The sequence below is a fragment of the Aquirufa sp. ROCK2-A2 genome, from assembly GCF_054558485.1.
Genome location: NZ_JBPXKA010000007.1, coordinates 41,536 through 56,739 on the forward strand (window position 1 = coordinate 41,536; position 15,204 = coordinate 56,739).

8 protein-coding genes and 1 tRNA gene are annotated in these 15,204 nt (G+C 33.8%); all 9 read left to right on the forward strand.

Annotated elements, in window-relative coordinates; all coding sequences use genetic code 11:
* Window positions 1-19 precede the first annotated feature (19 nt).
* Window positions 20-2,056: a DUF349 domain-containing protein gene (locus V7S76_RS09700; RefSeq protein WP_459509903.1), complete on the forward strand. Its 2,037-nt coding sequence runs from the start codon at window positions 20-22 to the stop codon at window positions 2,054-2,056.
* A gap of 72 nt (window positions 2,057-2,128) precedes the next feature.
* Window positions 2,129-2,201, forward strand: a tRNA-Thr gene (locus V7S76_RS09705).
* Between the two features lie 419 nt (window positions 2,202-2,620).
* Entirely contained in the window at window positions 2,621-3,628 is a 1,008-nt protein-coding gene (locus V7S76_RS09710; protein ID WP_459509904.1) for a helix-turn-helix transcriptional regulator, read from the forward strand.
* 65 nt (window positions 3,629-3,693) lie between these two features.
* On the forward strand, window positions 3,694-6,141 hold the full coding sequence (locus tag V7S76_RS09715) for an N-6 DNA methylase (RefSeq protein ID WP_459509905.1): 2,448 nt from the start codon (window positions 3,694-3,696) through the stop codon (window positions 6,139-6,141).
* Window positions 6,142-6,143: 2 nt separating this feature from the next.
* Entirely contained in the window at window positions 6,144-7,292 is a 1,149-nt protein-coding gene (locus tag V7S76_RS09720; protein ID WP_459509906.1) for a hypothetical protein, read from the forward strand.
* Between the two features lie 11 nt (window positions 7,293-7,303).
* A complete protein-coding gene (locus V7S76_RS09725; RefSeq protein WP_459509907.1) occupies window positions 7,304-9,670 on the forward strand; it encodes a type I restriction-modification system subunit M in 2,367 nt (788 codons plus the stop codon).
* A 23-nt stretch (window positions 9,671-9,693) separates the two neighbouring features.
* Window positions 9,694-10,995, forward strand: a complete 1,302-nt coding sequence (locus V7S76_RS09730) for a restriction endonuclease subunit S (protein WP_459509908.1) — start codon at window positions 9,694-9,696, stop codon at window positions 10,993-10,995.
* Between the two features lie 2 nt (window positions 10,996-10,997).
* Window positions 10,998-12,071, forward strand: a complete 1,074-nt coding sequence (locus V7S76_RS09735) for a DUF4917 family protein (RefSeq protein ID WP_459509909.1) — start codon at window positions 10,998-11,000, stop codon at window positions 12,069-12,071.
* Complete coding sequence (locus V7S76_RS09740) at window positions 12,068-15,172, forward strand: type I restriction endonuclease subunit R (RefSeq protein WP_459509910.1); 3,105 nt, start codon at window positions 12,068-12,070, stop codon at window positions 15,170-15,172. Before V7S76_RS09735 ends, V7S76_RS09740 begins: the two co-directional genes overlap by 4 nt.
* The last annotated feature ends 32 nt before the right edge of the window (window positions 15,173-15,204 follow it).

The following is a 15,204-nucleotide window of genomic DNA, read 5'->3' on the forward strand; positions in this document are numbered from 1 at the left end:
AACGCAAACAACGATGAGTATGATGACCGAAGAAACTAGCCAAGAAATGGAAAAACCATTGGAAACTTCTGTAGAACAAACAAATGAGAAATCCGAAGAAACTTCAGTAGAAGAAACTTCTGTAGAACCTTCTGATGCAACTTCTGAAATAACATCTGTAGAATCTGCTGAGGAAACTTCAGACGAAATTTCTGCAGAAGTAACTGAAGAACCGTCTGTAGAAAAATCAACTGAAATTCCAGCGGAGGAACCCATCATTGCAGTGGCAGAAACAATCTTTCCTGTGGAAGAAAAACAAGTTGAATTACCAACTTTGGATTTTGCTAGTGCTAGCAAGGATGCATTGTTAGGCTTTTTCGATAAAATCAAAACATTATCCGAAGAAAATCAACAAGCTGGTTTTTTCAAAAAGGTAGATGAAATCATCAAAGAAGGCAAAGCTGCCTATGATGCACACAAGAATAGTGAGCGTTCGGCAGCATTAGCGTCATTTAAAGCATCCAATGAAGATTCTGAAGAGGGATTTAGCTTTAAGTCCGATGAAATTGGTCATCAAATTGAAACGATTCTAGGGAATTTGCGTTCAACCAAACAAAACTTTTTTCAGCAATTAGAAAAGCAAAAAGAAAAAGCTTTGGAAGGCAAAAATCGCTTGATTGTAGAATTAAGAAATTTAGTTGATTCGGATGACCATTCAGATCCTGCGCATGTCAATGCAAGTTTTAAAACATTTAAAAAGATTCAAGAAGAATGGAAAAGCTTAGGAAACGCTGCTGGACCACAAAATCAAACGTTATGGCAAAGTTATCATGCCTTGGTGGATCGTTTTTACAGCAATAGAAGTATCTTTTTTGAGTTATTGGAATTAGATAGAAAGAAAAATCTTCAGGCAAAAGAAATTATAGCCAAAAAATTAGAAGGATTAGCAGCTGAATTAGGAAAAGGTGGCGTTCTTCAAAAATTATTGAAAGAAGCTGAAGAGTTATTTGAAGAATACAAACACATCGGTCCGGCACAAAGAGATGAAAACGAAGCGTTATGGCAACGGGTGAAGAAATCTTTGGATGTTTTATTTGAGCAAAAGCGACAAATCAATGAAGCACAAAAAGCTGTATTTGAGGATAATTTAAAAATCAAAAAAGAATTAGCTGATTTAATGAAGCACCATGCTGGCTTTAGTTCCACTAGTATTTCAGAATGGAATCAAGCTTCCAAGTCGGTTTTAGCCTTGCAAGAGCAATGGGGTAAATTAAAAGGAGGATTACCGAGAGAAGGTGGCAAAGAAGTGAGTAATGCTTTTTGGTCTGATTTGAAATTGTTTTTCAAACATAAGAGTGAATTTTTCACCAAAATTGATGCAGAACGCAAGGCAAATTTAGCTGCCAAGCAACAATTGGTGGATCAGGTGAATGGTATTGTAGAAACGGGAACGGAAACTCCGGAAATCACACAAATGGTGATTGATTTGCAGAAAAAATGGAAAGACATAGGTCATGTTCCAGAAAAGCAAAAAGATCAAATTTATGCGAAATTCAAGGCAGCTTGTGATGCTTATTTCAATTTAAAGAGAGAAAAAGGCAAAGGATCTAAGGATGCAGAGTTTGATGCTAATTTAGTGGCTAAACAAGAATTGTTGGTCGAATTAGAAGCCATGTTGAAAGACCCTAGCTTATTGGCTACTTTGGGTGAAAAGAAAGCGGCTTGGGATGCGATTGGATTTGTGCCTAAAAAAGAGGTAAGAAACATGCAAGAGAAATTCCGCAACACTTGGAATGCCTTGATAGATTTAGCTAGAACCCAACCAAAAGAGCAATTAGCAGCTTGGGGTTTTGAGTTAAAATCGATGTCGACAGAAGAAAAAAATCATTCAGAAGACCGCAAAGCACCTAATGGTGATGCGCGCAAGAAGATTCAAGCATTGGAAAATGATATTGCCGTGTTAACCAATAACTTAGAGTTTTTTGCTAAGTCGAAAAACTCTGAAAAACTGCGTTTAGAGGTAGAGAAAAAGATTGCGAAAGCGCAAGAAGATTTGGACAAATTAAAAAAAGAATAAAAAAAATGGATTTTTTTTGATGCATCATTTGGCATTTAAAGCGATTTAGATTACTTTTGCATCATCAAATAAGCCTCCTTAGCTCAGCTGGTAGAGCAACTGACTTGTAATCAGTAGGTCATTGGTTCGATCCCGATAGGAGGCTCTTGTAAATGCTTGATAATCAATAGATTGTCAAGCATTTTTTGTTTACTCCCACCCTGCCGCAAATTATTTGCAAACAATTTGCAAACATCCTTCAAAATCCAATCGCTCTTTTGCAAATCATTATAATAAATATCTACAAATCGATCCTTTGCAAAACATCCTATTTATACCGTTTAATAAATCAATATTAAGAAAATGAACTTTTTGTCACTAAAATAATTCCAGCGAATAATAACTATTAAACATTTATAAGTATTTTTAATTTGTTAAAAGATTTGAATGTTTTAAAAATAAATAGAACCACTAGTTAACATGAGTAAAACCTTTATACTTGTAGATACTGCAACTATTCACTATTTCTTAAAATTACAAGTTCAAATCCTACACAATGGTTGTTTTATTAACCTCTATTAGTTAATGGCTACAAATAAATTTGCAACAATTCGATATCAAGCTTTAGACCGTTGTTTCTCCAACTTTGGGAGAAATTATGATATCAATGGTCTTGTTGAAAAGTGCAATGAAGCTATTTACGAATATTCAGGTATTGAAGATGGTGTTAAGAAGCGACAAGTATATGAGGATATTAAATTCATGCAAAGCGAACAAGGCTGGTCTGTTCCATTAGAAATAACAAAAAATGGGAAAAGAGCCTTTTATAGATATACAACGAAAGGCTTTTCTATTAGCCAAAAACCATTAAATGAGGACGAAGTAAATCAGTTAAAGGAAACTATTTCCATTTTGGACCGATTTAAAGGTATTGAGCAATTTGCTTGGATGGAGGATATCAAGATAAAAATGGAGACGGCATACAAAGTGAAAACCGAAGATCTGCCAATAGTCAGCTTTGAGCAAAACCCGTATTTAAGAGGTTTGGAACACTTCTCTAAACTATTTTCTGCCATTCAATATAAAACAGTCATAAAAGTAAAATATCAAGGCTATAAGCAATCCGAACCTGTTGAAATGATCATTCACCCCTATCATCTCAAACAATACAACAGTAGGTGGTTTCTATTCGGTTTGAATAATGAAAGAAATGAAATTTCAAATTTAGCTTTAGATAGAATTTTAAATTTTGAAGAAAGTCCTATCCAATTCATTCCAAGTGAAATCGACTTTTTAGAATATTTCGATGATGTAATCGGTGTGACCATAAGAGGTGAGATTCCTACCGAAAAAATCCTACTACAAATTGATAATAATCGATGGGCTTACATTGAAAGTAAACCAATTCATGGTTCACAAAAAGTTAAAGAAAAAAATGATATGGGAGTGACGATTCAATTAGAACTTCAAATAAATAATGAGCTCATAAATATCCTTTTAGGATTTGGCGCAGATATTACTGTCCTAGAACCAGAACATTTAAAACTAACTATCAAAAATAAAGTAAAACTGATGAATGAAAAATATTTCTAAGTGTGCACTTGTAATGCACATATTGAGTAGACCTTTGTTTTATGAAACACGAAAATATTATGTTTATGACTGAAAGTGACGATAGTGTAGCCAAAAATCAAGCTCTAAAAAATAACATTTGGAAGTTATTTGATATTCTTAGAAAAGAAAACTTTTCTTCGGAAGATTATTACTTGTTACTGTTCCTACTAGTCCCCTACAAAGATTATTTGAATGTAAGTGAGGTAACAAGTAAGTCCCAATTGATTGATATCATAGAAAAGCATCAACGTACAAATCCAAACGAAGGGTATTTTTCACAATATATTCGAATGTGTGGCTATTTTGTACCATACATTAAAAAATTAAGCGATAATGGATTTACTGACCTTTTAAGTTTAATCTCAAAAATAGATCGAAAAGATTTAAAAGAAAATTTTAATGATGTCTTGCAACTAATTTCATTATCCCAAGGAAGATTTTCTGATGAAATTTTACAGCCCAATGAATTAACTCGCTTAATTTGGAATTTAGCTGATTTAGAAAATAATGCTAAGATTTTCAATCCCTTTGCAGGATCAGCCTCATTAGCCGTTACTATTGAAAAGGACCAAGATTATTTAGGACAAGAAATAAATCCTAAAAAATGGGCTCAGGGATTTTTAAGGTTTTTGGCCTATGGAAAGAAGAATTTTTCAAACTTCAAAAGAGAAGATTCATTTCAGGCATGGCCAGAGCCCTCTAAAAAATTTGACTTAATCATTTCTAGTCCTCCATTAAATCTAAATATTAGACATTTAAACATCAATGGAAAGTTTATATCAAATTACAAAACGGTTGAACAATTTATAGTAGAAAATTCACTGAATAATTTGACGGAAAAAGGGAAGCTTATTTTGCTAACTGGTTTAGGATTTATTCAGAAAATGAATGGTGAAGAACATATTATTACACATTTGGTTGATAAAGACTTAATTGATTCGATTATTTTATTTCCAAGTGGAATCTTTCCACAAACCAATTTTGCCTGCGCTTTATTAATAATTGATAAGGCAAAAAAATATCCAGGTAAAGTCAAATTTATTGATGCTCAAAAATTCTTGGTATCGAAAAACACCAAGAAAAAAGAAATGAATTTTTCGGCTTTAAATAACTTATTAGGTGGCGAAATAGAGGAAGAGGAAGGCATCTTAAAGGTGGTTCTTAATAATGAAATTCGTAAGAGAGATTATAATTTGAATGTAGCGAGTTATTTACAACAAGAAATTGAAGGTGTAAAGCTGGGTGATTTAGTAGAAATTGTAAAAGGCAAAAAAGATAATTTACCTAATTTGGGTAAAATTGTTCGAATTCGTGATTTGAAAGGCGACAATATTGACTTCTATCTTGATTTAAACGAAGTTGAAGAAACAGAATTGAATAGAACTGATTTTGAAGCTTTGTCCGAATCTAGTCTTTTACTTTCCTTGAGATGGAATTCATTGAAACCTACATTTTTCAATTTTAAAGGTGAGGCAATATATAAAAACCGAGATATATTATCATGTAGCATAAATGAGTCCCTAGTGGATACTGCATATTTAGTGAATGAATTAAATGCCGATTATATTCAAGATCAATTAAAAATAATTCGCAGAGGAATCACTATCCCTTTTATCAAAAAGGACGATTTAATGAAGGTAGTAGTAAAGCTTCCTTCTCTAAATGAACAAAGAGCAAAAGTTCAAGGTGTTCACGAACTATCTGATAAAATTAAAAGTCTTCAAGAAGACCGTAATGCTTTGGTTCATGGCAAGACTTTAAATCAATTCAATGAATTCGCTTCTTTAAAGCATACTTTAGGAAGACCTCGTCAAAATATCCTAGATTGGTCTCGTAATTTATTGGATTTTTTAGCTATGAAAAAGGAAGGTTTTGAATCATTGAATAAATCTTTTTCCGAATTCTATGAAATTGATATTTTCTCGGCTCTTAAAGAAATTAAGCGAGATATAAACTTTATCACTGAAGTACTTGAAAAGGGAGAGAACGGTCTTATCTTATCTGAGCACGAAAAAGAAATAATTCCGATTTCTGATATTAATATCATAATCGACGAACTTTCAAATAATGGGTTTAACTTCAAGATAAAAAAGCAATTGCTAAAAGGTGAAAAACTAAAAGAAAGGGGTATTTATGTTAATAAAACGCTATTAAACACTTTGTTAAATAATATTTTGACAAATGCTAACAAGTATGCATTTGATAAAAAGTCTGAGGGGAATGAAGTAATTATTGAATTGACTGAATTAGAGGATTGCCTTTCCATGGAAATTAGAAATAATGGCAAACCATTTCCAAACAACTTTGATAGGGAGAAATTTATTACTAAATACTCTACTGCCGATTTAAGCACAGGTAGTGGATTAGGAGGTTATGACATTAATCGTATTGCAACCGATTTTAACAATCCAAATTGGAATTTATCATTGAATGAAGACCCCATTTTTCCAGTGAAATTTAGTTTCCAATTTCCAATTTTATTGACTAATTAAATATGGAAAAGTTTTTTTATAATATATTGTGGATAGACGATGAGCATGAAATGCTTACAGGTTTAAAAGGGCGTGCAAAATATAACGGCATTAATCTAGTTCCATTTAAATCATTGAATAGTGGCATGAATGAATTGGAAAGGAATTTTACTTTTTATGACGGTGTATTACTGGACGCTAAATTCTTTGAAAATGAAGACGATGTTAAAGGCTCGGAAGACACATCCAATGTACATAGAGCTAAGGATAGATTGCTCCAACTTAAGAAGAAATTTGAAGTATTTGTTCTTACAGGTCAAGCAGAAGCTTATGAAAATAAAGAATTTCAAAAAGCTTTTACCAAAGTTTATAGTAAAGGAAGTGATCAGGAAATAGAAAGTCTATTTTCAGACATAAAAGTTGCATCAGCAACACAGGAAGATACCCAAATTCGTCATAAATACCATCGTGTATTTGATGTTTGTGTAGAAAAATATATTGGAGAAAATGCTTACCATGATTTACTCTCAATTCTAAAAAAAGAAAATTTCGAATACGCCTTTACAGATCCTAATCTTTATTTCAATCTATTAAGAAAAATAATGGATGACTTATTTATAGCTTTAAATAGATATGGATTAATGCCAGATGTGTTTGTAAAACCTTCAGTTGCATTAAATGAATCAAGTAAGTTTCTTTCGGGTATTGTTGAGAAAGGATATAAATTAGAAGCTCCTATTTTTCCAAAAGTTGTTTCCGATCATGTTCGCAGTATCTTGGCAGTTTGTCAACCTGCTGCTCACCGCTCAGAAATAGATAGTTTTATAACTGAAGTTAATTCACCGTACTTGTTGCTAAGTGTAACATATCAAGTACTTGATGTATTGCTTTGGTTCAAAGGTTTTGTAGATGCAAATAGTGATGTAGAATTAAATAAATCTAAATATAGGACTATAGATTTGGGCATTACTTCTAGCATAGTAACAGGTACTGTTGAGCAGGATGAAAAGGGAAATTTTCATTGTGCAGAATTTATTTTAACATACAAGCATATAAATGAAATGGGATATAAAGTTGGTGATACAATTAGAATTATAAAAGAGGTTAACAATACGAATGAGAAAACAATGCACCTATATCCCAAAAGTGTATTACAAACAGAGAAAATTTAATTAGAATTAAGATGAACCAATCAGTACACAATAAATCAATATCCTTCATTTGGTCAATAGCAGACGATTGTTTGCGTGATGTTTATGTGAGAGGGAAATACCGTGATGTAATTCTACCTATGGTAGTCCTTCGTAGACTCGATGCTTTACTTGAACCAACTAAAGCAGCTGTATTGGAAGAGTTGGTTTTCCAAAGAGATGAAGCAAAATTCACGGAATGGGATGAAAATGGTTTGCGACAAGCTAGTGGTTATGTCTTTTATAACACCAGTGAATGGACATTGCAACGCTTACACGATACAGCAACAAATAATCAGCAAATTCTTCAAGCTAATTTTGAAGATTACTTGAATGGATTTAGCGGTAACGTAAAAGAAATCATTGAGAAGTTTAAGCTCAAAAGTCAGGTTCGCCACATGGCATCAAAAGATGTATTGTTAAATGTGTTGGAAAAATTTACTTCTCCATATATAAACCTCACTCCTTTTGAAAAAAATGATCCAGATGGACGCAAATTGCCGCCTTTGACCAATTTGGGAATGGGCTATGTCTTTGAAGAATTGATCCGTAAGTTTAACGAAGATAATAATGAAGAAGCTGGAGAACACTTCACACCTCGTGAGGTAATTGATTTAATGACCCACATTATTTTTGAACCAATCAAAGATAAACTTCCTCCCGTTATGACCATTTATGATCCTGCCTGTGGTAGTGGTGGTATGTTGACAGAATCACAGAATTTTGTAAAGGATGAAGAAGGCGAAATAAAAGCCAAAGGTGATGTGTATTTGTTTGGCAAGGAAATCAACGATGAAACTTATGCAATTTGCAAATCGGATATGATGATTAAGGGGAACAACCCCGAAAATATCCGAGTGGGCTCAACGCTAAGCACAGACGAATTTGCTGGAAATAACTTTGACTTCATGCTCTCAAATCCACCTTACGGTAAATCTTGGGCAAGTGAACAGAAATACATTAAGGATGGTAAAGAGATCATTGACCCACGTTTTCAAATAACACTAAAAAACTATTGGGGAATTGAGGATGCTGCTGATGCGACACCCCGTTCATCGGATGGGCAATTGCTGTTTTTGATGGAGATGGTAAATAAAATGAAGCCACTATCTCAAAGTCCTTTGGGTTCACGAATTGCTTCAGTACACAACGGAAGTAGTTTATTTACAGGAGATGCGGGTGGTGGTGAAAGCAATATACGCAGATACATCATTGAAAACGATTGGTTGGAAGCCATTGTGCAAATGCCTAATAACTTATTTTACAATACTGGTATCACTACCTATATTTGGATTCTAAGCAACAATAAAGCCGATAACCGAAAAGGTAAAGTACAATTGATAGATGGTGGTTTATTGTTCCGAAAATTGCGTAAAAACCTGGGTAATAAAAACTGTGAATTTGCCCCTGAACAAATTAAGGAAATTGTTTCTGTTTATTCCAAAATGCAAGCAGTTGATCGTGCAATTAACGCAGAAACAAAAGAGGAAGAAGGTATTGCTTCTCAATTGTTTGACAATACAGATTTTGGTTATTACAAAGTTACCATTGAGCGACCTAAGCGATTAAAAGCACAATTTACCCCTGAGCGTATAGCTGAGTTGCGATTTGATAAAACCTTACGTGAACCAATGATTTGGGCTTATGAAACTTTTGGAGAAACAGTTTACTCTGACATTACCAAACACGAAAAAGAAATTACCGAGTGGTGCGAAAAAAATGAGCTTAACCTCAATGCGAAACAAAGCAAAACATTGGTGAGTGAAGCCTTATGGACAAAACAATTGGACTTGCTTAATACAGCAACAGAATTAATGAAAGCCATTGGCAATACTGAATACAACGACTTTAATGTGTTTAAAGAAAAGGTTGAAGAGGTATTGAAGGCGAAGAAATTAAAATTATCTTCTTCCGAAAAAAACACCATTTTAAATGCAGTAAGTTGGTACGATGCAACAGCCGAAAAAGTAGTAAAAGGTATCACCAAATTAACAGGTGATAAACTGGAGCAATTGCTTGAGCATTTGGATTGCAAAGAAAATGAACTGGCAAACCATGGCTATTTTGCTACCGACAAAAAAGGCGAATACCTCGAGTATGAAACCGAAAGCGATTTGCGTGATACAGAAAATGTACCTCTCAAAGAAAACATTTACAACTACTTTTTGCGTGAAGTAAAACCACATGTTGACGAAGCCTGGATAAATCTGGATGCCACCAAAATTGGTTATGAAATTAGCTTCAACAAATACTTCTACCGATACAAACCACTGCGTGCAATTGAAGAAGTAAGCACCGATATTTTGAAACTTGAAGAATTGAGTGATGGTTTAATTCGTGAAATTTTAAATCTGGCTTAATGGAAACGGTAATAGATATTACGATGGTTAAAAAATATCCTGTTTATAAAGATTCAGGGGTAGAGTGGATTGAAGATGTTCCTTCACATTGGGAAGTAAAAAAGTTTAAACGAGTTTTCTATGAAATAAAGAAACGAAGCAATCCTGAATTGAATTGCGGTTCGATAAGTTTTGGGAAAGTAGTTTACAAGGACGATGAAAAAATTCCTGAATCAACAAAGAGATCATATCAAGTTGTACAGGAAGGTGACTTTTTAGTAAACCCGCTGAATCTAAATTATGACTTAATAAGTTTGAGAATTGCTTTATCAGATATTGATGTTGTTGTTAGTTCAGGATATATCGTACTAAGTAATTCTGTCAAACTTGATAAAACATTTTACAAATATTTCCTACATCGGTTTGATGTTGCATTTATGAAATTATTGGGTTCAGGTGTCAGACAAACATTAAACTGGAATGACATTGCGAATTGTGATTTAATTTTTCCACCCCTTCCCGAACAAACCGCCATTGCAAATTTTCTCGACCGAAAAACAGCCTTAATTGACCAAGCAATTGAAATCAAACAAAAGCAAATTGAGCTTCTCAAAGAACGTAGGCAAATACTAATACACAAAGCAGTCACCCGTGGGTTAAATCCTAATGTAAAAATGAAGGACAGTGGTGTGGAATGGATTGGGGAGATACCTGAACATTGGGAAGTGAAGAGATTAAAGTATTTGGCTTCCTATTTCAAAGGAAATGCTTTTAGTTCTACTGTTTTTAGTTCCGAAGGAATACCAATTGTAAAAGCTAGTAATATTAAAAAATGGAGCATTGAAAACATCACAAGTTTTGTTTCACTGGATAACCAAAAACGAGCATTCGAAAACTTTAGACTAATCGAGGGAGACATCATCATTTCAACAGTAGGAAGTAAACCTGAAATAAAAGAATCTTCGGTTGGTCAGTTAGCAATTGTGAATAAAGAATATGATGGTTCTTACCTAAACCAAAATACAGTTTGTATTAGACCTAAAAAAGATGCAATAGACAAATATTATTTAAAATGTGTTTTTACAAGTAATTATCTGAGAGCAAATTTTGATTCAATTTCACTTTGGATTGCAAATCAAGCCTATATCGAAATAGACAATATTCTTCAAATAGCAATCACTGCTCCTCCAAAATATGAACAAATTGCCATATCGGAATACATTGGAATTACATCAACCAAAATCGCCACCGCCATTTCTCTTAAAGAACAAGAAATCGAAAAACTAAAAGAATACAAAGCTACTTTGATAAATAGTGCGGTAACGGGGAAAATAAAATTTTGTTAAATATGACCACATTGAAATCTGATTTAAAAATTGAAGATATTCAGTCCTATCAAGAAGTGATTGCTTATCTCACAAAGAATAATCGCAAAAAACATTTACTCATGGGTAATGGATTTAGCATTGCATATGATCCAAAAATATTCTCGTATAATGCTTTATATGATTTTATTACTGAATTAAACGACCCAATTTTATCTAAACTGTTCGAAGTAATCAACACCAAAAACTTTGAACTAATTATGCAACAACTTGATAATTTCATTGAAATATCAACAGCATTAAGTAGTGATAAAGAACTTACTGTTAAACTTAAGCACGCCAATAAACTCCTTCAAAATAGTCTTATTGATGCCATAAGTAAATTGCATCCTGATCACGTATTTAACATACCAGACGAAAAAAGTGTCTCATGTTTTAGTTTTCTCAGTGAATTTTTGGATAATGAAGGAAAGGTAATATCTACAAATTATGATTTACTTCTTTATTGGGCACTAATGCGAAATGAATCTAAAAAAGCTGTGGATGGTTTTGGCAGAGATTTATTAAATCCAAATGAAGTCAAACTTGGAGCAGACCAAGACTGGTCTGATTTATACTGGGGCAAAAACAAGGAAGATCAAAGTGTTTTTCATCTGCACGGTACGTTACCAATTTTCGACAATGGCGTTGATATTGAAAAAGAAGTTTATAGTGACCAAGCTTATTTGCTAACCAATATAAAAGAAAGACTTAATAAAAAGGAATACCCGATTTTCGTTACGGCAGGCAGTGGTAATGAAAAGCTACAGCACATTATGCACAATAAATACTTGACTTTTTGCTATGACACCCTTTGTGCTATTGAAGGCTCACTAATTTCTTTTGGTTTTAATTTTGGTGAATATGATGAGCATATTATTGATGCTATAAACAAGGCTTCAAAAAATGGTGCTCGAGCAGGAGATAAATTATTGAGTATATATATTGGAGTATTTTCACAGGCGGATTTGGACTACATAAAATCAATTGAAAATAAATTTAAGTGTAAGGTCAATGTATATGATTCAAAAACCGCCAATATTTGGAATAAAATATGACATCAAAAACAAACGAGCAAGCATTAGAAGCTACAATCGAAAAGAGACTTACAGGCACTTGTCTTGAAGAGCTAAAGGAGCAAAATTTTGCTTTAAACATCGTAAACGAACGTAAGGAGCTCTATCGTTCCGGTAGTGGCTATTTCCTTGGAATGCCTGAAGATTTTAATGCTAAATACGCCATTGATGAATATCGTTTCTGGGATTTTCTAGAAACCACTCAAAAGGATGAATTAGCCAAACTCCAAAAACAAAGTGATTGGAAATTAAAAATTCTGGAACGATTAGATAGGATGATTAAAAAATACGGCATCCTGCGTTTGTTTCGAAAAGGCTTAGATGTAGATGATGCACACTTTACTTTGTTATATCCGTTGCCATTAGCCAGCAGTAGTGAAACCGTTAAGGCAAATTTCGAAAGTAATCAGTTCAGTGAAACCCGACAACTTCGCTATTCATTAACCAATACTGGTGAAGAGATTGACATGGTGCTTTTTGTAAATGGTTTGCCATTTGCCACCATGGAGTTGAAGAACCATTGGACAGGGCAAAATGCCAAGGTTCATGGTCAAAGTCAATACAAATTTAAGAGAGACATAACTCAACCTTTATTAAATTTTGGTCGTTGTATTGTTCACTTTGCAGTGGATACCGATGAAGCCTACATGACAACTAAGCTAGATGGAGCAAGTACTTACTTTTTGCCATTTAATTTAGGACAACGTGAGCCATTATTTGGAAAAGGTAATCCTCTGAACCCTTTTGGCCATAAAACATCTTATTTATGGGAAGAAATATTTACCCGAAACAGTGTAGCTAATATTATTCAACATTTTGTTCGCTTTGACGGAAAAGATACTGATCCACTTAACAAAAAGACTTTGTATTTTCCACGTTACCACCAATTAGATGTGGTGCGAAAACTCATTAACGATGCCAGTAAAAAAGGCGTTGGACAAACGTATTTAATTCAGCACTCTGCTGGTTCAGGTAAATCAAATTCAATTACTTGGGCTGCTTATCAGTTAATCGAAACCTATCCAGAAAATGACACATTGCCGGGTAGCAAAGGGATTTCAAATCCACTATTTGATTCTGTAATTGTAGTAACTGACAGGCGTTTATTAGATAAACAACTTCGAGAAAATATCAGAGAGTTTTCTGAGGTAAAAAATATTGTTGCGCCTGCATACTCATCCAAAGAATTAAAAGAAAGTTTGGAGAGTGGCAAAAAAATCATCATTACCACCATTCAGAAGTTTCCGTTCATAGTTGATGGCATTTCGGATTTAAGTGATAAACGATTTGCAGTAATTATTGACGAAGCTCACAGCAGTCAGAGTGGAACTGCGGCAGGTAAAATGAACCAAGCCATGGGCAACACCTCTGAACTGAGCGAAGAGGAAGAGGAACAAGACCCACAAGATAAAATACTAGAAGCTATGCGTTCACGCAAAATGCGAGGCAATGCTTCCTACTTAGCTTTCACTGCAACACCTAAAAATAATACATTAGAACGATTTGGAGTAAAACAAACAGATGGAAAATTCAAACCTTTCCACTTGTATTCTATGAAACAAGCCATAGAAGAAGGGTTCATTCTAGACGTATTAGCTAACTATACTACATATAAAAGCTATTATGAAATTAAAAAATCAATAGAGGAAAATCCATTATTTGATACTACAAAAGCTCAAAAGAAACTAAGAACTTATGTTGAGCAAAACAAACAAACGATTGCCACGAAGGCAGACATAATGCTTGAACACTTTTTGACGAAATTGGTAAATACCAAAAAGTTAAAAGGGAAAGCAAAAGCAATTGTGGCAACACAAAGCATCGAGTCGGCAATAAACTATTACTTTACCTTGAAGCAATTATTAGAAGACAAGGGGAATCCATTTAAGATTGCAATTGCTTTCTCAGGAACAAAAAAAATTAAAGGAATTGAATATACGGAAGACAGTATTAATGATTTTCCCGCAAAATTAGATACAGCCAAACCAACGGACCCTGGGTATATTTCTGATAAAATTGCACGCTATGTTGACATGGATGAATATCGGATACTAGTAGTAGCTGATAAATACTTAACAGGTTATGATCAACCAAAATTAACCGCTATGTATGTTGATAAAAAACTACAAGGGGTTAAAGCAGTTCAAGCCTTATCAAGATTAAACCGTTCATCAGACAGATTAGGAAAGAAAACGGAAGATTTGTTTATACTAGATTTTTACAATGCAACAGAGGATATAAAAAAATCATTTGACCCATTTTATACTTCAACATCATTAAGTCAAGCTACTGACGTTAATATACTTCATGAATTAAAATCAAATTTGGATGATACAGGTGTTTATGAATGGAGTGAAGTAGAGGATTTTGTTGCCAAGTACTTTAAAGGTGTTGATGCACAAGAATTAAGCCCGATCATTGGCATTGCTGAAGAACGATTTAACTCCACTTTGGAATTAGAAGATAAAGCAAAAGCGGATTATAAAATTAAGGCAAAGCACTTCGTTAAAATATATGGTCAAATGGCATCAATCATGCCTTACGAAGTTGCAGCGTGGGAAAAGCTATTTTGGTTCTTGAAATTTTTAATTCCAAAGCTCATAATTGTGGACCTTGAAAAAGATGCGCTAGACGGACTGTTAAATTCGGTTGATCTTTCAACCTACGGTTTAGAACGGGTTAAGTTAAATACAAGTATTGGACTTGATGCCTCTGAAACTGAAGTTGATCCACAGAATCCAAATCCAAGAGGTGCACATGGAGGCGACATTGAAAAAGACGAACTAGATTTAATAATACAAAGTTTCAATGAACGCTGGTTTCAAGGATGGGAAGCAACCCCAGAAGAGCAAAGAGCAAAATTTGTAAACCTAGCTCAAAAGATGAAGGACCATGCCGACTTTAAGGAAAAATATGCGGATAATTCCGATAACCAAAATAGAGAAATTGCTTTCAATAAAATCTTTGATGAAGTAATGGGCAAGCAACGTAAAAACGAACTTGACTTGTACCGATTAGTTTCACAAGACGAAGGATTTAAAATAGCAATGCAAGACACAATTAAAAGAATGTTGAGGATATAAAATACATCCATTGAACTTAAATCAAAAATTAA